Below are 18832 nucleotides of genomic sequence, written 5' to 3'. Positions count from 1 at the left end.
GAAAATGCGGCAGTTTCAGCACTATATCGGCGGCACGTTTTCGGATGGGACCGCGCATTTCGACAGCCTTGATCCCGCGACGGGCACCGTTTGGGCGAAAATGCCTGAGGCCCGAACACATGATGTGAACGCCGCGGTTGAGGCTGCGTGTTCAGCGCTGAATGCCCCCGAATGGGCGACCATGACAGCAACGGCGCGTGGTAAACTGTTGTACCGGCTGGCCGATCTGGTCGCCGAAAATGCTCAGACCTTAGCCGAGCTTGAAACGCGCGATACCGGCAAGATCATTCGCGAAACCTCTGCTCAGATCGCCTATGTCGCGGACTACTACCGTTACTATGCCGGATTGGCGGACAAAATCGAAGGGGCGCACCTGCCGATCGACAAGCCCGACATGGAGGTTTGGCTGCGCCGCGAACCAGTTGGTGTGGTGGCCGCCATAGTGCCGTGGAATTCGCAACTGTTCCTGTCTGCGGTCAAGATTGGCCCGGCGCTTGCCGCCGGTTGCACAGTCGTTCTGAAAGCATCCGAAGATGGTCCGGCCCCGATGCTGGAATTCGCGCGTATTTTCGATCAGGCAGGCTTCCCGCCCGGAGTTCTGAACGTCATCACCGGCTTCGGGCCGGAATGCGGCGCCGTTCTGACCAGTCACCCGGATGTCGATCATGTTGCCTTTACAGGCGGCCCGGAAACCGCGCGCCATATCGTGCGCAACTCGGCTGAAAACCTCGCTTCGACTTCGTTGGAACTGGGCGGAAAATCCCCGTTCATCGTGTTCGAAGATGCCGATATCGAAAGTGCTGTGAACGCGCAGGTCTCGGGGATCTTTGCTGCGACCGGGCAAAGCTGCGTGGCGGGATCGCGATTGGTAATCTCTGACAAGATCAAAGATGAGTTTCTGGCCCGGCTCACCGAAAAAGCGGGTGAGATCGTGATCGGGGCGCCCGATGACCTAAAGACCGAGGTTGGCCCGCTGTGCACTCAGGCTCAGCTTGTGACTGCTGCAGATCTGGTTGCTGATTCCGTCTCGGCAGGGGCTACCGTGATAGCGGGTGGGCAACCTTTGGACCGTGAGGGGCACTATTTTCCACCGACAATCATTGATTGTACGGACGCGCCTGATGCGCCCTGTCTGACGCGCGAAGCCTTTGGTCCGATCCTCTCGGTGGTCAGTTTCGGGACCGAAGCGGAGGCGGTACAAATAGCCAACAACACCGCGTTTGGGCTGGCGTCGGGTGTCTTTACCAAAGACTTGACCCGCGCACATCGAATGATCCGCAGAATTCGGGCTGGCATTGTCTGGGTTAACACATATCGCGCTGTCAGCCCGATTGCTCCATTCGGAGGTCATGGACTGTCGGGCCACGGGCGCGAAGGGGGCCTACAGGCGGCGCTTGATTACACACGGGTCAAATCGGTCTGGTTGCGCACAAGCGACGATCCGATCCCCGATCCGTTCGTGATGCGGTGAATCTGACTAATCAACAGCATCCTTGGGCCAGATTTAGCACACTTTAGACAATCGCATTTCTGCCGCGCGTGCGTGGCCTTCCATGCCTTCCATCCGACTGATCCTAGCAGTGCGTTCAGCAAGCTCGTGCGAGGCTTGCGCTGAGCAGCGCTGCCATGTCACCGTTTTGGTGAATTTATGCACTGACAGACCGCCGGTATATCGGGCCGCTCCGCTTGTCGGCAAAACATGATTTGGCCCGGACGTCTTGTCGCCGAAGGGCACTGTTGTTTCGGCACCCAGAAACAGCGATCCATAGGTGGTCAGTTGGTCCAGCCACCAATCCAGGTCCTCGGCGATCACCTGCAGATGTTCGGGCGCGTAGTTATTGGCGACCCTGGCAGCCTCGTCGCGGCTGTTGCAAAGAATGATCTCGGCCCGGTCGCGCCATGCCGTGCGCGCTGCACTAGCGTTCGGCTCGGGAAGACTTTCGATCAGGGCATCGGCGCGCGCGATAACACCCTGGGCCAAAGCTTTATCGGTGCTGACCAGCCAGACAGGGCTATCGACGCCGTGCTCGGCTTGGCTCACCAGATCCCAGGCGACAGTCTCGATCGATGCTGTGTGATCGGCAATGACCAAGGTATCGGTTGGACCTGCAAACATGTCGATGCCAACCTTACCAAACAGCATCCGTTTCGCCTCGGCGACATAGGAGTTTCCCGGACCGACAAGAATGTCGGCTGGCCGCGCACCAAAAAAGCCATGGGCCATCGCAGCAATCCCCTGAACTCCGCCCAAATTCAGGATCAGATCTGCACCGCTAAGGTCCATCGCATAAACTATTGCATCAGGGATGCCCGCACCGGGACGCGGTGGCGAGACCGCCGTGATGTGGGACACCCCAGCCACCTTTGCCGTGGTAATTGTCATCAACGCACTTGCGATATGGCTATACCGACCACCAGGAACGTAGCATCCCGCGCTCGAGATCGGGATCTGTTTCTGACCTGCAATCAGGCCGGGCATCACCTCGATCTCGCATTCGCTCACCGTGGTCATCTGCGCTTCGGCGAATCGACGGATATTGGCATGGGCAAAGCGGATGTCGTCTTTGACCTGTTCAGGCACGCGGTCACATGCGGCTTTGCGCGCTTCATCAGTCAACACGAACTCTCCCGTCCAGCCATCGAGCGTTCCGGCATAGCGCCGAACGGCCTCTTCGCCCTCACGCTCGATATTGGAGAGCATGATTGCGACGATATCGCGGATATCCGAATTTTCTGCATCGGGGCGGGGCAGGGCGGTTTTCAGATAAGAGACGGCCATGGGAAACCTCAACGCGTCAGAGAGTGGGAGTGGATAGCGCCCGCCAGAACATCGACGGTGTCGATGATCGGAACGCTTTTGGGCAAGTCGCGGGTGAGCAGAGAGAATTCGGAGCAGGCCACAAACAAAAGCGCGGCACCCCGGCCCGAAAGGGCGTTAGCAGCGTCGGAAAGTGTGCTGAGTGCAGCGCCGGTTGGCCCTTCAGATTTGATGTGGCGGATCGTGCCGAGCATCCTATCTTCATCCTCGGGCCAGATTGCGGTAAATCCGGCGCGGTTCAGGGGGGCGTCAAAAATTCCGACCTTTCGCAGCGCTGGGGAGGCAAGAATTCCGACCTGGCTGCCAGAAGGCAGGAGCTGCGCCGCTTGATCCACGGACAGGTCTACCATGTTTAGAAAGGGGATCGAGACGGCGTCCTCTATCTGCGCCGCATAGTGGTGTGCGGTGTTACACGGCATCGCAAGCGCGGTTGCCCCTGATTGCTCCAATCCTCTCGCCATATCGGCCAGAACCGGCCCGGGATCAGACCCGTTGCCCTCGATCAGGTGCGCGATGCGGGAAGGCACCTGTGGGTTCATGTCAATCAATAGTGGCAGGTGATCGGCATCATCCGCCGCCTGTACCTTGGATAACACGCGCTGCTGCAACAGAATTGTCGCCTCTGGGCCCATTCCGCCCAATATGCCGGTGACGCGGGGTTTCATGCAAAGACCTGCTTGCTGGAACTTATCACCGTGATTTACAGATTGACCCAGCGGTCGGTGTGATCGAAAGCGAAATCATAACCGAACAGGCCAACCGAGCCTCCGGTATGCAAGAACACCACGCGCTCATCCTTGAACGAGCCCTTGCGCGCCAGATCGATCAGACCGGCGGCCCCTTTGGCGGAATAGACCGGGTCGAGCAGAATGCCTTCCAGTTCGGCAAACATGCGGATCGCCTCAATGCCGCTTTCGGTCGGCAAGCCGTAGCCGTCGCCTACATAGTCGGTATTGGCCATCACATCCTCGCGCCGCACCACGTCTGGGCAACCCAATTTCTCAGCCGTGTTGCAGGCTAGATCATAGACCATCTGCTCTTGTTTGGGCTGCGGCGCGCGGGTGCCAATGCCAAGAACCGGAATGCCCGTATTCATGGCGCAAAGCCCGGTGACCAGCCCGGCTTGCGTGCCCGAGGAGCCCGTCGCATGCACCACGCGATCGATTTTGAGACCGGCGTTATTGGCTTGGCTCACAAGCTCTAGCGCGCAGTTTACATAGCCAAGCGCTCCGGTCGGGTTCGAACCTCCGCCCGGAATGACATAGACGTTGTGACCTTCTTCACGCTTCTTCGCGGCCGAACGCTCCATCTCGGCGGGCATGTCGTGGCCGCCGGGAAACTTCTCGGTGGTTGCGCCATGCAGATGATCCAGCAGGACATTGCCATTGTTGTTGTAGTTGGCGTTGTTATAGCTGGTGCGGTCTTCCAGTAGGATATGACATTTCAAACCCAGCCGGGCAGCGAATGCAGCGGTTTGACGCGCATGGTTCGATTGCGTTGCCCCTTGTGTCATCACCATGTCTGCGCCTTGTTCGAGCGCTTCGCCGAACAGAAACTCTAGTTTGCGGGTCTTGTTGCCACCCGTCGACATGCCGGTGCAGTCGTCTCGCTTGATCCAAAGATCGATTCCCAGAGCCTCGGACATACGATCCATCCGTTCAAGCGGTGTTGGCAGATGGGCAAGAAAAACACGGGGAAAACGGGAAAGATGCATCAAGCTGTCCTGATCTGGGCCCGGCACATGGTTCAAGACCGGTAGGTCTTGCCAACATGGGCCGCTGGGTAGGTTTCTGGGTTTAGAATGCCGCCTGTAGTCAAGCTGCAAGGTCAGGCCTAATCACAGCGGATGGGGCGCGTCGGTCAAGCGCACTGTACCCGGTTTCGAAAAAGCCGGAAAATAACTTCGATATTGCGCTCAGATTACCTGGTTGCTCATTCGGGGGGTGCGGGAATGGTTCGAAAGTCGTCATTCAACCACGGAAACCGCGAATTCATAGGCTCGGTCACATGACGACGGATCAGGTTTTGCAGTGTGTTGTGGATCAGTCGTGTGGTTGTCGACGGATAGATATTGGTCGTGAACAACGATACGGTACGCGCAAAGCTTTTGCCCGGGAAAGGTAATGCGCGTGTATCTTTGTGGAATCGTCGTGCGCGATAGTAGCTGGCAGCAGTCGTGATCGTCCAACCACTGCCCCCGGCGACAAGTCCGATAATTGACTGATTACATTCAAGTTCGAACCGGTTGGGCAGGTTGATCTTGCTACGGGTTAGCTGAATTTCGATGAGTCTGCCTATGGTGTGATCACGCGAATATCGTAAAAGCGGAAGCGGACTGTCTGATTTGGTCAGTTCCTCGACCGGTCCGTCATATGCGGGCGGAAGAATGACGATAAACGGATCTCGAAGTAGCGGGAATTCGATTAACCCCTCAAAGTGCTCAGGAGGTCGGGTCGCAACGCCTGCATCCAGCTTTTGAGACTGCAGTTTGTCAAGAATCTCATGGCTGGGGCGGGTAAAGTGGCGAAAATTGCACCGCGGCAGGCTTGCAGAGAGATGACGGAACAGTTCTGGCGCGACCCGGCTGTCAAAATCGTCAATCAGGCCCAGACGCAAATCTGTTGCATGTTGCCAACTGCCCGAGCGAAGCTCGGCCTCGCCCCGTTTCAAGGCGATCAGGCCGTCATGCACATGTCGTGAGAACACCGTGCCTGCGGGTGTCAGACCCATTGGTCTGCGGCTGTGGTCCACCAAATCCACATCCAGCGCCTTTTCAAGACTGCGCAAGTGATTGGAGACCGTACTGATTGACAAACCGGTTTCAGCTGACACCTTTTGGATTGAACCCAACTTGGAAATAAGTTGGAAGACCTCCAGCCACCTGAGACTGAGTGCTTTCTTTGTCATCGGGTGCTCCCAAACCAGCGAACTATCAGTCAAAAGCGAAACAAAGTTTCGCTTTTTACGCAACCAGTATTTTGATTTACTAATTCAACGCGTAAGGACTATGGTTTTTCTACTGTTCCAGAGTTCGGACGTTTCAAGAGCCGACAAGTGGAACCAGCAGGGAGAAAATAGTCAAAATGATCAAGAAATATCTGCTCACAACAGCATATGCCGGGATTGCGGCCGTTACCGCTTCACAAGCCGCCGCGCTTGATGAACTGACGGTTGCATATTTCCTCGAATGGCCGATGCCGTTCCAGTATGCGAAAGCAAACGGAACCTACGAAGAAGAACTGGGCGTCAAGATCAACTGGGTGTCTTTCGACACCGGTACCGCCATGTCAGCTGCGATGGCCTCGGGTGATGTACAGATCGCGGTCAGCCAAGGGGTACCACCGTTTGTGGTAACCACTTCGGCCGGTCAGGACATCCAGATCGTCGATGTGGCGGTCAGCTATTCAGACAACGACAACTGCGTTGTTGCCGAAGCGCTTGAAATCGACAAGGGCAATGCGGGTGAATTGAACGGCAAGAAGGTCGGTGTTCCGATCGGCACAGCTGCGCATTACGGTTTCCTGTCGCAAATGTCTCACTTTGGTGTCGACATCGGTTCAATGGAAATTGTTGACATGGCTCCGGCCGATGGCGCCGCGGCATTTGCGCAGGGCAACCTCGATATGGTTTGCGGCTGGGGTGGCGCGCTTCGTCGCATGACCGAGCATGGCAACATCCTGCTGACCGGTGCTGAAAAAGAAGAGATCGGTATCCTGGTGTTCGACGTCACTAGCGCTCCGGCAAGCTTCATCGAAGAAGAGCCCGAGCTTCTGTCGAAGTTCCTTAAGGTTACCGCAGATGCCAACGCCAAGTGGAACGCAGGCGACAGCAAAGATGAAATGCTGCCGGTGATTGCCAAGGATGCTGGTATGGATCCTGCAGACGCTGAAGCCACAATCGCGACTTTCACCTTCCCGTCAGTTGAAGACCAGCTGTCCGAGAAGTGGCTGGGAGGTGGCGCGCAAGACTTCATGCAGGGTGTTGCAAACGTGTTCGTGTCGGCAGGCAGCATCGAATCCGCTCTGGATTCGTATGATGGTGCCGTTAATGCAGGCCCGCTGACAGCTGCGAATAACTAATCACGCAGGACATTTCATGCGACCGGCCCCGGTTTCGGGCCGGTCGACAGCTATGAAAGCAGGAAGGAGGCAGGATGCCTGAACTGGACATCGTAGAATTGTCCATGCGCTTTGACTTACCCAACGGCTCCTCAGTACAGGCCCTACAAGATGTTTCACTCAGCCTTAAAGAGGGTGAGCTGATGTCTGTCCTTGGCCCGTCGGGCTGTGGTAAAACGACGTTGCTGAACATCGTTGCAGGATTTCTGGCGCCGACATCTGGCAAGATTGAACTGAACGGCCATCTGGTCAAAGGCCCTGATGCTGAACGCGGGATGGTGTTTCAGAAGGGCGCGTTGTTCGAATGGATGAACGTGCGGGAAAATGTCGAGTTTGGCCCGCGTATGAAAGGCATGCCCAAAGCCGAGCGTGACCAGATTTCCGACCATCTGCTTGAGGTCGTGGGGCTGCAGGATTTCAAGGACAAGGCGGTTTATGAACTATCGGGCGGGATGCAGCAGCGTGTTGCGTTGGCGCGGTGCCTGGCAAACGAGCCGGACGTCATCCTGATGGACGAACCGCTGGGTGCTTTGGATGCGCTGACCCGTGAGAAAATGCAGGGCCTTGTCCTGAAGCTTTGGAAAGAAACGGGCAAGACGATCATCCTGATCACCCACTCGGTCGAAGAGGCCTTGTTGCTGGGTGAGCGTTTGATTGTCATGGCCCCCAGACCGGGGCGCATTCACCGCGAATACAATCTGCCTTTTGCTGAACGCGGTGTGAATGCCGATCTGCGTGATGTGAAGAAATCCGAAGGTTTTGCGGAAAAGCGCGATGAGATCCTCTCGATGATCTGGGAGATGGAAGAAGAAATTATGGGTCGGACGGAGCAGGCATCATGATTGTACTTCTCTTCTATATCGGCCTGTTCGGTGGCGCGTTTTTCATCGTCTACGCGTTACGCCGCGGTTTGCAATCGCGTCAGGATTTCACAAGCTTGAAAACTGTGACTTTCGGCGACGAAAGTGCCGTACGAGCGGATAGGGCTGCGTCGATAATCTCGGTTCTCGTGATCTTTGTGATCTGGGCGGCTTTCACCGGCTCGAAGTTGTTTCCGATCCATGTGCCGGGCCCATTTGTGGGTGATACGCAATTCACCTATACGCTCGAAAACGCGGATGGCAGCACGGATGAAGCCACGATTTTTGTTCGCGTTCCAGCCTTCGGTGAGGAAGCAGAGAAATTCGAGGTCGAGCCCGGCAGCGGATTTGCCAAAGACGATGCGGTTGCCGCTGCTGCGGGCCGCTCATCGACGATCCTGTTCGACAAGAACGATGATGCCAAACGTAATGAGGGTGCAAAGATCGTCGCGATCAACGGCACACCTATAGGTGAAGGCCAAAAGGTTGATACAGGCGATGGTACCGTAACGCTGACCGGGAAAGGGGCGATCAGTTTCACCCCCAAACAGGGCTTGCAGATGAACCCCATCTGGCTTCCAGCCCCTGAAACCGTTGTGGCCCGGTTCTTTGAGATTGCGAATGAAGGCTACCAGAACTTCTCGCTTTGGGAGCATCTGGGCTGGTCGCTGTTGCGCGTGATTGCTGGGTTTATCGCAGGTGCGCTTGTGGGGATTCCGCTGGGTTATGCAATGGGCCTATCCGGTTGGTTCCGCGGCTGGTTCGATCCGATTGTCGAGTTCATGCGACCGGTGCCGCCACTTGCGCTGATCCCACTGGTGATCATCTGGTTCGGCATCTGGGAGACCGGCAAGATCGTTCTGCTGTTCCTTGCGGCCCTTTGGATCATGACCATCGCCGCGCGGGCTGGTGTGTCCGGTGTGAACATCTCGAAAATCCACGCAGCGTATTCTCTGGGGGCGTCGAAATGGCAGATCATGCGCCATGTGATCGTGCCCAACTCGCTGCCCGAGATTTTCACCGGTGCACGTGTGGCTATGGGTGTCTGTTGGGGAACTGTTGTTGCGGCTGAACTGGTTGCCGCACAAAAGGGCGCCGGCATGATGATCATCGCCGCATCCAAATTCCAGCTGACTGACATTGTCATCATGGGGATCGTCCTTATCGGGGTGATCGGATATGGAATCGATATCCTGATGCGCAAGGCCGAGAACTGGCTGGTGCCATGGAAAGGCCGCAGCTGATCGGTCTTTCCGATACTGTGGTAACAAAGCGGCCCCCGAGCAATCTCGGGGGCCTTTTGTTTCAGCTGCGATTAAGAACGCGGCGTTGGACCTTGCTGCTGTCTTAGCTTGAACACGGCATCGGTCTGTATACCTTCAGAGCTCCTGTGCCCAAGGCGGGTTTGCCCCCGCTCGGGATACGGTGACGGCAGCGACCTTTGCACCGTATTCAAGCGCGTCGCGAAGACTGCTTGTGGGCAAAGTGCGCAAGGCGGGCTTGTTGAGATGACCGGTTTGGCTTAGCGCAGCCAGCACACCTGCGTTGAACGTATCGCCAGCACCAACAGTATCCACGACCTTAACTTTCTGGACGGGTACGGATACGTCCGTTCCATCAGAAAGATAGCCTGTCGCGCCATCCCCCCCTTTGGTCACGATTGCAATCGCTGGTCCTGCTCGAAGCAGCAGTGGAATTTTCTCGGCATGGCTTTCGGGGCCCGGTATAATCCAATCAAGGTCTTCATCGGAAACTTTAATGATGTCGGTCTTTGCGATCATACGGTTCAAGCGGGTCCGGTATCGCGTCTGATCCTTGATAAAGCTGGGTCGAATATTGGGGTCCAGCATTACGGCACGATCCGCGCCATGACGATCAAGTGTGGCCGCGTAGGCATCGGCACAGGGTTCGCAAGCCAGGCTGATCCCTCCGAAATACAGTGCGGAAACGCCCGGTAGTTGATCCGGCATGTCTTCGGGCCGCAGCATCCGGCCCGCCGTATTCTCATCGACAAAACTGTATGTGGCGTGCCCATCCCGCAACTGCACGAATGCAAGTGTCGTAGGACGGTCCGAGCGGATAACGTGCGAGGTCGCGACATGGCTGATCTGCAAGGCGGCGATCAACTGTTCTCCGAACATGTCCGTAGATAGCCCTGACAGAAGCCCCGTTTGAATGCCCAAACGACCCAATGCAATTGCTGTATTGAAGATCGCGCCGCCGGAATGTGGCACAAACCCTTTGCTGCCAGAAACCGTTGGTTCGGCAATCATATCGATCAGAGCTTCTCCACAGCACAGGATCATTCTGCTATCCCTCGGCCTGCTTGAAAATGCGCGGCCAAATTACCGTGCCAAGGCATTCTTACAGAAATTGTTAGCGCCAACAATGCCAAACTCATCCTGTTCTGACACATACAGGTTCATCGATTGCCGCAATTCATCGAACCGCCCACCCGCGTTGAAGGCACGCAGAAAATCCTGACCAAACAGCCAGCGGTTCTTTTCGGCCACCCCGCCAACCAGAAACACACCTCCGGAGGGGATAAGAGCAACAGCAAGATCGCCCATTATGGCGCCCAGATGCTCGGTAAACATTCGCGCCGCTTTGACAGCGCAGGTATCCGAGCCGTCCTGCGCATCCTGCAGAATGTCTTTTGCCGAACGTACCACACCCTCGGGCAGACCCTCGGCCATCCCGATCGCCTGATAGAGGACCGGCAGCCCGGTTCCGCTCAGGAACATCTCGGCCTCGATGGTGAGCGTATCGTCAAAAAAGCACTCGGGTATGATCTGGCGCGCTGCGCTGAAAACTTCGACCTCGTCAAGATGGCGCGGGGACAATCCAACATGGCCGCCTTCGCCGGAAACGGTGTGAAAATGTCCTTCAGAGTAGAGCAGGGCGCCCACGCCCAGCCCGGTTCCCGGCCCAACAACTAGCCGTGTCCCCAATGGTGGAGCGGCTGAGCCCTGCAATACCTCAACATCATTCTCGGTAATCTCGGCGACTGACCATGCGGCAGCAGTGAAATCATTGATGACATAGGTATGGTGCGCGCCGGTCGCTCGGGCCAGAGCGTCTTCGGAAAGATCAAGATTGGCATTGGTCAGGCGAATGGTGCCGTCCTGAACCGGCCCCGCCCCGGCAGCAACGACCGCGCGCGGTTTTGTTCCGACCTCGTCGCACAAACTGTGTAATGCGTCTTGCAGGTCGCTTACGGAGCCGGTGGGATGTTTGCGAAGATCGGTCAGCGCCCCCTCGGTTACGACGCCCAATCTTGTATTTGTGCCGCCGATATCAGCCACCAGATTCCAATGTGCGTGTAACCCTCCCTTGGGTCTAATCCATGGGGCCGGCTGGGCGTCACTTGTTTGGATTGTCTGTAACGCCTCGACGTCGGTCCCGGACTGAACGAAAATGCCGTGTACCAAGGTGTCGGATTCAAGCGCGTCATGCATGCGCTCCAGCGTATGCACCAAGTCGTGACCCGCATCGGCAGCTACGGTCACGAATGAAGGCAGCGATTGCTCATGTGTTGTGCGCATGAGCCTGTCTATGTCAGTGCCTTCTTTCACGACTACGCTGCACCAATCAATCGGCTCGGCGATGATGGAAAAATCATCCCGCCAATTTTCGGGAAAGTGGCTGGCCAATCGATCCAGCAAAGACTGCGAGTATTGCCCGTTGGTTATCGTATCAAGGATGAGCGGATCGACCTCTACACCCAGATTGGCCATCCCATAGCTCCGCATTTCCTGACGCGCCGCGCCCTGTGCAAGCAATTGATGGTGCAGGCTGCGGGCATTGGTGCGAGGGTCGCGTTCGATTCCGACGGACGGATTCAAGGTAGAGATGTTGAATATCCGATCACCCATCCGAGCGACGATTACCTCAGAAAACGCTGCAAAATAGTCGACCATTACTCGATTGCGCCACCCGCCGATATCCTCCAGCGCTGGGGGGATATCGTTGTGATCCAGCACGATGCATGGCCGAATGCTGTGTGCCAAAAGCTGATCAATCCGCTGCTCGCACTGATCCAATGCGCGTGCATCAGGAATGCGACCGTCTGGCATGATGTGTTGCCAACGAACTGTAAAGCGGTGCATGTCTAGGCCAGTTGCCGGTTCTGCAGGGGAAGCCGCACCAAACAGAAAGCCATTGGGAAAGTCAGAACGGGTATATTTCATTGTCGCAACCTGTTGGAGCCATGACCAGCGTCACGCCATCTAACAGGTTATGTTAGCGGTATCTAGATTAACGTTTATATGAACCGCGCGTCCTGAACAGGACATCACATCCCTCGATCTGCTGGCCGTCCCATGTCACTGAATGCGCATTATAGTTGATCAGCACTTCGTGCGACTGCGTCTCGCGCCGCCGCAGCCCTTTGGGCATCGGATGGAGCGCCAGATCCGTTTTCTGGGCCGCCATGGCTATGACGCGATCCCAAAGGGCCTCATCGGGGAACCCCGCCAAATACCAAAGACCGGCACCGCCATGCAACGCCGCAGCGCCATCTGCGAAAGAAAGCAATTTTTGGGCGGAGCCTGACAAGCGCTCAACCCAATGTTCCGCAGCACCACCCCCTTCGACAATACGGGTTACGCCGGGTGGCAAAGTTTCGATCAGATCGACATGGCTGCTGAGGCCATCAAGACCTGGGCGCCCCGAATCATGGATCTGAAAATCTGCGGTGATTGCCCCGCTGCGCGGTCCCAGAACGGCAAGATCACATCCTTGTAGTAGCCTTTGTTCAAGATCGCCTAGGGCAGCCAGGCCCGGTGCTAGGATCAGATTATAGTGCTCCTTGCCGACCTTGTCCTGAGGCACGAAATCCACCGACAACCCAGCGCGCCGCAACGCGCGGTAGGCAGAGAATACGAGCCGGAAATAGTCGAACCCCGCGCCCTGAGGCTGCGTTGTCCAGGCCCAGTCAGATGCATAATCGAAGACGATAGCAACCTGTGCATGGGCTGGTTTAACCGTGCCTATCGCGGCCAGATCATCGGCGGTCTGACGCGCCTCTGCCAAACCGGGTGCTTCGTCGCCATGCGGGGTAAGTAGACCGGCATGCATCTGTTCCTGCCCGAACGGTGCTTGCCGCCAGCGGAAATAGCTGACCACTTCGGCCCCATGGGCCACCGCCTCAAGCGACCAGAGACGCACCATGCCGGGCAGGGGTGCCGGGTTGTAGGGGGCCCAGTTCACTGGACCGGGTTGCTGTTCCATGACCCACCAACGGCCTCGACCGACGGCGCGGTATAGGTCGTGGTGAAAGGCCTGCATGTCCGGATCACCCTGCTGCAGAAATGCAGTCTTGTGCGGCTCGTCCACTTCCAACCGATCCGACAGGAAGCCAATAGGATAGCTGTCCCACGTCGCGATGTCCAAATCCCTGCCTACATCGAAATGATCGAATTCCAGCACACGCCCCATGTAATTGTGCAGCAATGGTTGATCCGTTAGCGGCCGCAGCGCATCGACCTGGGCCTTGTTGAACGCCACCACTTGATCCGAACTGAACCTGCGAAACGCCAAGACGTGTGCCGGGTTGGGCTCGGTTACGGGCTGGTTCGGCAGCTCGATCTGATCGAAGCTGTTATATTCCATCGACCAGAACACATTCCCCCAGGCATCGTTCAACGCGTCGATCGAGTTGTATCGGTTCGACAGCCAGCGGTGAAAAGCATACAGCGCCGCAGCACTATAGCTGAGCGTCGTATCGTGACAGCCATATTCGTTATCGATTTGCCAAGCAGCGATATACGGGTTGCGGCCATAGCGCCGACCCATGATCTTCGTGATCCGCTTGCATTCGTCGATATAGCCGGTGTGACTAAAGCAATAATGTCTGCGTGAGCCGAACTTGCGTAGATTGCAATCAGCATCCACAGCCAGCATGTCGGGATGCTTGTCCAGCATCCATCGCGGAGGTGTTGCCGTCGGGGTGCCCAGCACAATCTTCAGCCCTGCCGCACCCAAGGTTTCAATCGCGCGATCCAACCAGTCGAATTGCAGGTCTCCAGCAGTGGGTTCCATTCGGCTCCAGGCGAATTCGCCGATCCTGACCCATTTCAAGCCAATCTCGACCATGCGCGCGGCGTCCTGAGCCCAGTTTTCTTCGGGCCAGTGTTCAGGGTAATAGCAAACGCCAAGTTCCGGCTTCATAGTATAACTCTGTGTTCAGCTTGACCTTGCGCCACATTTGGCGCGGTGAGTGTCATGCCATTCGTCGGCGTTCTTACAAGAGTGTCCGCGTCCAGCCCTTGGCGGGCGGTGGTGCAGAACAGTGTAGTCAGGTCATCACCACCAAAACTCGGGCACGAAGTGTGTTTGGCATCGAAACCAACCGCTCTCAGGAATTGACCGCCGGGCGTATAGGCTGCAACCCGGCTGGCACCCCATTGGGCGATCCAGATGTTTCCGTCGTGATCAACCACGGCACCGTCCGGGTTCAGATCTTCGCTTTGCAGGTCAAGGAAGACCGCCGCTTTTCCTATGGGCCAGCCTGTCTGCGCGTCCAGTTCCCAACGCATGACCAGCTTGGTGGCGGTATCGCTGTAATAGGCGCAGGATCGGTCCGGCGCAAAGCAAATTGCATTTGAGATGGTGATATCTCGGACCAATGGCCGTAGCTCGCCATTCCAATAGCGATAGATCGAACCTGCGCCTACTTCTGCCTGTTTGCCCATGGTGCCAATCCAGAACCCGCCCCAAGGATCGGCGCGCCCATCATTGGATCGAGTCACCGGATTGTCGACCTCAAGCGGGGCGATCAAATCTTTGGCTCGACTCTCAAGCCCAAATCGCCACAGGCCGGTTTCCGACGCGATCAGCAAAGTGTCACGGTCTACCCATCCTGCGGCTGAGACATGTTCATCGAACGCCCAGCTATGCGCTTGTTCATTTTCTCGCGTCATCAATCGCTTGCCGATGATATCGAACCAGAAAAGCTGTTGCCGTTTAGGGTGCCACAATGGCCCCTCGCCCAATTCGCAGGGGCGGTCGTCATAGACCTGACTCATCCAACGGCCTCATCATAGGCAGCAACGATTTGCCGGGCACGGTTTGCTATATCTCCAACTGACATTCCGGGCTTATAGAGCGCAGATCCAATTCCGAAGCCGTCGGCGCTGGCCTCGATCCAGGCTCCAAAGTTCTCGGGGCCTGCACCGCCCACGGCAAAGACCTGAGCACCCGGCGGCAAAACAGGGCGCAGCGCAGCCAACCCTGCAAGACCGGCAAGCGAACCGGGGAAAAGTTTTAACCCTGTAGCCCCGGCCTGGAGCGCTGCGAAGGCCTCGGTCGGCGTGAACACACCTGGCCAGCTTTGCAGCCCAAGCGCGACAGAGCGTTGGATCACGGGCACATCGCAATTCGGCGAAACGATCAATCTACCTCCGACATCAGCAATCGCGTCAACTTGATCGGGGGTTAATACAGTGCCCGCTCCGATAAGCGCACGGTCCCCGATCTTCGAGGCGAGAACTCGGATACTTTCCAGCGGATCGGGAGAGTTCAGCGGAACCTCAATCCGGTCAATTCCCGCTTCTAGCAGGGTGTGACCGACCGGTAGCGCCTCGTCAGGGTTCAGCCCACGCAGGATGGCGATGATGGGGCGGCTCATGCGGTTTGCCTCGTTAATGTTCGGGCCTGCGACAGACCCGCAAGTGTTGCGATTGTGGCGTCTGCGGTTTCGACCATGGCACCTTGTTGCTGCAGGGCGGTCGCGTAGGCCTTGGTCAGACTTTCCGAGCCGATGATCGCCAATTGTTGGCCCAGCCAATAGGGCCGCGATGCGGCAAGCTCGGCGCCAATCAGGAACCCTGAAAGACGGGCGCGTGCAACGCTCTTGCTTTGACCGTGCAGCAAATCAGCAGCCCGTAGCCCGAATAGGCGCGCTGCCAGCTGCTCGGGTTTCGACAGCATGTCGGCAACCGCTTCGGTAAAATTCACGTCGTCCCAGCCCTCGTCAATTGAATGCTGCAGAACGGATTGCCCGCGCAGCAGATCAAACAACTCGCCGGTCATGAAGGTTCGGAAACTGACCACCTCTCCGGCACTGATCTGGGCCCATTTTGTATGCGTGCCGGGTAGGCAAATCACACCGTCCCAATTCTGATGCGTGCTGAGGAACCCCGCGATCTGAGTCTCTTCGCCGCGCATCACATCGGGAGGGCTGGTCTGTTTCAGCCCAGGAACAACGAAGGCCCGAATACGCGGATCGGTGTTTGGAACGCGGAAGGGTACGACCGGAATGGGCTCGGATGGAACCGCAGAATACGGGGCCTCGACCCAACCCTGTCGTGCCCCGACCATTCCGCAGGCGATCACATCTACCGGTTGCCCGGGCAGCCAATCTTCGATCAAAGCCAGCAGGGCTGCCTGAAAACCTCCGCCGGTTGTGCGGGACATACCATCTGACGACGCGGCCTGTGCCAAAACGCTATCACCTTGCATGGCCCATGCCCGCAGATGAGATGTTCCCCAGTCAACAGCGATCCACTCGACATTCATAGCGTCACCCCGTTCCTACCACGCCGCCGTCAACCACCATGCACTGCCCGGTCATTGCACGGCTTGCGCTTGAAGCCAGAAACAGGGTTGGTGCGATCATGTCTTCGGGCGTCAGATGCTCTTTCAGGCTCTGGCGATCCATATGCGCAGCCAGATCTTCGGGTGTGGCCCACATGTCCAGCTGTTTCTGTGTCAGAACCCATCCCGGTGCCAGCGCGTTGACGCGAATTTTATGTGGCCCAAGTTCACGCGCCAACGAGCGTGTCATGCCGGTGATTGCCGCATTTGAACTTGTATAGATTGGATAACCTGCGTTCCCCATCAGGTAACTGATCGAACTGAAATTGATGATCGAACCGCCTTTGTCCTTCATCTGTCGCGCGGCTTCCTGACAGGCAAAATAATAGGCCTTTAGGTTGACTTCGATCATCCAGTCCCAGAACTCGGTTGTAGATTCTTCAAGTGAGTGCCGCTTGTCATTCGCGGCGTTGTTGACCAGCACTTTAATCGGGCCATGGGCTTCAGCTGCTTTGGCCATGGTGGCGTGCAACAGCTCGGTATCAGTCATGTCACCCTGCAGGAACAAGGGGGCGCGGCCATGCTTGTCACGCATCTGTTCGACAAATTCACCGGCATCTGACCGACCGATAAAGGCAACTTTAGCCCCTTGGGCCATGAACCCGTCAGTCAACGCTGCACCAACGCCCGAACCGCCGCCGGTGATATAAACAGAGGCTCCGTTGAGGTCTTGAAATGTAGCAGGTTGATCCATCAGTGGCTCTCTCTCGTCACTAGGCGCGTGTCTTTGCCCACAAGGAAATCAAGGTCCGCGCCGCGATCAGCCTGCAACACGTGGTCGATATAAAGCTTCGCATACCCGCGCGAGTAATGCGGATCGTCCGGTTGCCACAGGGCGCGGCGGGCGTCCAGTTCCTTTTCGTCGACCAGCAGCTGCAGCTCGCCCTTGCTGGCGGACACGCGAATACGGTCACCGGTTTTGACCAACGCCAACGTACCACCAGCCTGAGCCTCAGGGCTGACATGCAGGATAACTGTCCCGAATGCAGTACCAGACATACGCGCGTCCGAGATCCGGATCATGTCGCGTACGCCGTCTTTGACCAGCTTGGCCGGGATCGGCATGTTCCCAACCTCGGGCATCCCTGGATAGCCCTTGGGCCCACAACCTTTGAGGACCAGAATGGTCTCAGGTGTTACTGGTAAGTCGTCGCGGTCGATATTGGCTTTCAGATCTTCGATGCTCTCAAAAACGTATGCTTCGGCCTCGGTTTCCAGCAGTGCATCTGTGGCCGCCGAAGGCTTCACGATTGCCCCGTTGGGCGCAAGATTGCCGTGCAGAACCCGCAGGCCTGCGGCGGGTTTTACCGGATCGTCAAATGGGCGGATGACGTCTGTGTTGAAACACTCAGCCCCTTCACAGTGGGCCGAGATGTCCTTGTTCAGAACTGTTCTTGCCGGGCGCAGGAAAGGTTTGAGTTCGCTCAGAACCACTGGCACACCGCCTGCATAACAGAAATCCTCCATCAGGTATTTGCCAGAAGGCATGCAATTGACCAGCAGGGGGATTTCCGATCCGATTTCAAAGTCTTTCAACGTCAAGTCGACACCCACGCGACCTGCAAGTGCCAACAGGTGGACCACTGCGTTTGTCGATCCTCCGACGGCTGCATTGGCGAGGATGGCATTCTCAAACGCCTCCTTGGTCAGGATATCTGATGGTTTGAGACCCTCGTCCACCATCTCGACAATGCGCTTGCCGGTCAGATGCGCCAGTGCCATGCGGCGGGCATCAACGGCAGGCAGGGCGGCGTTGGTGGGCAGCGATATGCCCATCGCCTCAACCAATGAGGCCATGGTACTAGCGGTGCCCATAGTCATGCACACACCCGCGCTACGCGACATGCCTGATTCAGCGTTCATGAAATCCTGAAGTGTCATTTCTCCGGCACGAACAGCTTCGGAAAACTTCCAGACATCAGTGCCCGAACCGATATCCTGACCCCGGTATTTGCCGTTCAGCATCGGGCCAGAGCTAACCACGATGGACGGCAAATCGACCGAGGCTGCACCCATCAGCTGCCCCGGGGTGGTCTTGTCGCATCCACCCAGCAGGACAACGCCGTCGATACCATAGGCGCGGATCGATTCCTCGACATCCATCGCCAGCAGGTTGCGAAACAGCATGGCGGTGGGTTTCATCTGGGTCTCGCCCAGCGACATAACGGGGAATTCCACTGGAAAGCCGCCCGCCTCCCACACGCCCCGTTTCACGCCTTCGGCTAGATCACGAAGGCCCGAATTGCAGGGCGTCAGTTCCGACCATGTGTTGCAGATGCCGATGATGGGGCGCCCGTCAAAAGCGTGATCCGGAAAGCCCTGGTTTTTCATCCAGGACCGGTGAATGAACCCGTCCTTATCGAGTTTTCCGTACCAATGCTGTGAACGGCGTTTCTTGGTCATTATTGGCTCTGTCAGTCTGGCGTTGGAATTGAGTG

Annotated in this window: 16 protein-coding genes; 4 read left to right on the top strand and 12 right to left on the bottom strand. The window is 57.0% G+C overall.

Annotated elements, in window-relative coordinates; all coding sequences use genetic code 11:
• Window positions 1-4 precede the first annotated feature (4 nt).
• Window positions 5-1471, top strand: a complete 1467-nt coding sequence (locus tag I5192_RS21180; RefSeq protein ID WP_223118488.1) for an aldehyde dehydrogenase — start codon at window positions 5-7, stop codon at window positions 1469-1471.
• A 33-nt stretch (window positions 1472-1504) separates the two neighbouring features.
• Here the strand turns inward: I5192_RS21180 and hisD are convergent, their stop codons facing one another.
• The 4 genes from hisD to I5192_RS21160 form a co-directional block, all read right to left on the bottom strand.
• Window positions 1505-2779 carry a histidinol dehydrogenase gene (hisD, locus tag I5192_RS21175; protein ID WP_223118487.1) on the bottom strand — a complete coding sequence of 425 codons (1275 nt, stop codon included), beginning with the start codon at window positions 2777-2779 and terminating at the stop codon, window positions 1505-1507.
• A gap of 8 nt (window positions 2780-2787) precedes the next feature.
• On the bottom strand, window positions 2788-3483 hold the full coding sequence (locus I5192_RS21170; protein WP_223118486.1) for an aspartate/glutamate racemase family protein: 696 nt from the start codon (window positions 3481-3483) through the stop codon (window positions 2788-2790).
• 35 nt (window positions 3484-3518) lie between these two features.
• Complete coding sequence (locus tag I5192_RS21165; RefSeq protein WP_223118485.1) at window positions 3519-4532, bottom strand: D-cysteine desulfhydrase; 1014 nt, start codon at window positions 4530-4532, stop codon at window positions 3519-3521.
• Between the two features lie 218 nt (window positions 4533-4750).
• Complete coding sequence (locus I5192_RS21160; protein WP_170394403.1) at window positions 4751-5725, bottom strand: LysR family transcriptional regulator; 975 nt, start codon at window positions 5723-5725, stop codon at window positions 4751-4753.
• A 176-nt stretch (window positions 5726-5901) separates the two neighbouring features.
• On the opposite strand from I5192_RS21160, the gene I5192_RS21155 reads away from it, so the two are divergent.
• From I5192_RS21155 to I5192_RS21145, 3 genes are all read left to right on the top strand, one after another.
• Window positions 5902-6897 carry an ABC transporter substrate-binding protein gene (locus I5192_RS21155; protein ID WP_170394406.1) on the top strand — a complete coding sequence of 332 codons (996 nt, stop codon included), beginning with the start codon at window positions 5902-5904 and terminating at the stop codon, window positions 6895-6897.
• 74 nt (window positions 6898-6971) lie between these two features.
• On the top strand, window positions 6972-7778 hold the full coding sequence (locus I5192_RS21150) for a taurine ABC transporter ATP-binding protein (protein ID WP_170394409.1): 807 nt from the start codon (window positions 6972-6974) through the stop codon (window positions 7776-7778).
• Window positions 7775-9040, top strand: a complete 1266-nt coding sequence (locus tag I5192_RS21145) for an ABC transporter permease (RefSeq protein ID WP_170394412.1) — start codon at window positions 7775-7777, stop codon at window positions 9038-9040. Before I5192_RS21150 ends, I5192_RS21145 begins: the two co-directional genes overlap by 4 nt.
• Before the next feature lie 135 nt (window positions 9041-9175).
• On the opposite strand, the gene I5192_RS21140 is transcribed toward I5192_RS21145, so the two are convergent.
• The 8 genes from I5192_RS21140 to I5192_RS21105 all read right to left on the bottom strand — a co-directional run bounded on the left by I5192_RS21140 (window position 9176) and on the right by I5192_RS21105 (window position 18797).
• Window positions 9176-10102: a carbohydrate kinase gene (locus I5192_RS21140; RefSeq protein ID WP_223118484.1), complete on the bottom strand. Its 927-nt coding sequence runs from the start codon at window positions 10100-10102 to the stop codon at window positions 9176-9178.
• Between the two features lie 39 nt (window positions 10103-10141).
• Window positions 10142-11986, bottom strand: coding sequence for a family 1 glycosylhydrolase (locus I5192_RS21135; protein ID WP_223118483.1), 1845 nt, complete (start codon window positions 11984-11986; stop codon window positions 10142-10144).
• A gap of 67 nt (window positions 11987-12053) precedes the next feature.
• The gene (locus tag I5192_RS21130; RefSeq protein WP_223118482.1) at window positions 12054-13967 is read right to left on the bottom strand and encodes a beta-galactosidase; all 1914 of its coding nucleotides are present in this window, start codon (window positions 13965-13967) and stop codon (window positions 12054-12056) included.
• Window positions 13964-14824 (bottom strand): SMP-30/gluconolactonase/LRE family protein, encoded by an 861-nt coding sequence (locus I5192_RS21125; protein WP_170511969.1) that lies wholly within the window; start codon window positions 14822-14824, stop codon window positions 13964-13966. The genes I5192_RS21130 and I5192_RS21125 overlap by 4 nt, the downstream gene beginning before the upstream one ends.
• The gene (locus I5192_RS21120; protein WP_223118481.1) at window positions 14821-15426 is read right to left on the bottom strand and encodes a 2-dehydro-3-deoxy-6-phosphogalactonate aldolase; all 606 of its coding nucleotides are present in this window, start codon (window positions 15424-15426) and stop codon (window positions 14821-14823) included. The genes I5192_RS21125 and I5192_RS21120 overlap by 4 nt, the downstream gene beginning before the upstream one ends.
• Window positions 15423-16316, bottom strand: a complete 894-nt coding sequence (locus I5192_RS21115) for a 2-dehydro-3-deoxygalactonokinase (RefSeq protein WP_223118480.1) — start codon at window positions 16314-16316, stop codon at window positions 15423-15425. Before I5192_RS21115 ends, I5192_RS21120 begins: the two co-directional genes overlap by 4 nt.
• Window positions 16317-16320: 4 nt before the next feature.
• Complete coding sequence (locus tag I5192_RS21110; RefSeq protein ID WP_170625528.1) at window positions 16321-17088, bottom strand: SDR family NAD(P)-dependent oxidoreductase; 768 nt, start codon at window positions 17086-17088, stop codon at window positions 16321-16323.
• Entirely contained in the window at window positions 17088-18797 is a 1710-nt protein-coding gene (locus tag I5192_RS21105; protein WP_223118479.1) for an IlvD/Edd family dehydratase, read from the bottom strand. The genes I5192_RS21110 and I5192_RS21105 overlap by 1 nt, the downstream gene beginning before the upstream one ends.
• Window positions 18798-18832: the final 35 nt, after the last annotated feature.

Origin of the sequence: Ruegeria sp. SCSIO 43209, from assembly GCF_019904295.1 — a bacterium.
GTDB lineage: Bacteria > Pseudomonadota > Alphaproteobacteria > Rhodobacterales > Rhodobacteraceae > Ruegeria.
The sequence above is the reverse complement of the archived record's forward strand: the minus strand, read 5'-3'. Positions and strand labels throughout refer to the sequence as shown.

Excerpts from the sequence above, each read along its gene's own strand:
- I5192_RS21180 (WP_223118488.1), top strand. The coding sequence starts at position 5 with ATGCGGCAGTTTCAGCACTATATCGGCGGCACGTTTTCGGATGGGACC.
- hisD (WP_223118487.1), bottom strand. The coding sequence starts at position 2,779 with ATGGCCGTCTCTTATCTGAAAACCGCCCTGCCCCGCCCCGATGCAGAA.
- I5192_RS21170 (WP_223118486.1), bottom strand. The coding sequence starts at position 3,483 with ATGAAACCCCGCGTCACCGGCATATTGGGCGGAATGGGCCCAGAGGCG.
- I5192_RS21165 (WP_223118485.1), bottom strand. The coding sequence starts at position 4,532 with ATGCATCTTTCCCGTTTTCCCCGTGTTTTTCTTGCCCATCTGCCAACA.
- I5192_RS21160 (WP_170394403.1), bottom strand. The coding sequence starts at position 5,725 with ATGACAAAGAAAGCACTCAGTCTCAGGTGGCTGGAGGTCTTCCAACTT.
- I5192_RS21155 (WP_170394406.1), top strand. The coding sequence starts at position 5,902 with ATGATCAAGAAATATCTGCTCACAACAGCATATGCCGGGATTGCGGCC.
- I5192_RS21150 (WP_170394409.1), top strand. The coding sequence starts at position 6,972 with ATGCCTGAACTGGACATCGTAGAATTGTCCATGCGCTTTGACTTACCC.
- I5192_RS21145 (WP_170394412.1), top strand. The coding sequence starts at position 7,775 with ATGATTGTACTTCTCTTCTATATCGGCCTGTTCGGTGGCGCGTTTTTC.
- I5192_RS21140 (WP_223118484.1), bottom strand. The coding sequence starts at position 10,102 with ATGATCCTGTGCTGTGGAGAAGCTCTGATCGATATGATTGCCGAACCA.
- I5192_RS21135 (WP_223118483.1), bottom strand. The coding sequence starts at position 11,986 with ATGAAATATACCCGTTCTGACTTTCCCAATGGCTTTCTGTTTGGTGCG.
- I5192_RS21130 (WP_223118482.1), bottom strand. The coding sequence starts at position 13,967 with ATGAAGCCGGAACTTGGCGTTTGCTATTACCCTGAACACTGGCCCGAA.
- I5192_RS21125 (WP_170511969.1), bottom strand. The coding sequence starts at position 14,824 with ATGAGTCAGGTCTATGACGACCGCCCCTGCGAATTGGGCGAGGGGCCA.
- I5192_RS21120 (WP_223118481.1), bottom strand. The coding sequence starts at position 15,426 with ATGAGCCGCCCCATCATCGCCATCCTGCGTGGGCTGAACCCTGACGAG.
- I5192_RS21115 (WP_223118480.1), bottom strand. The coding sequence starts at position 16,316 with ATGAATGTCGAGTGGATCGCTGTTGACTGGGGAACATCTCATCTGCGG.
- I5192_RS21110 (WP_170625528.1), bottom strand. The coding sequence starts at position 17,088 with ATGGATCAACCTGCTACATTTCAAGACCTCAACGGAGCCTCTGTTTAT.
- I5192_RS21105 (WP_223118479.1), bottom strand. The coding sequence starts at position 18,797 with ATGACCAAGAAACGCCGTTCACAGCATTGGTACGGAAAACTCGATAAG.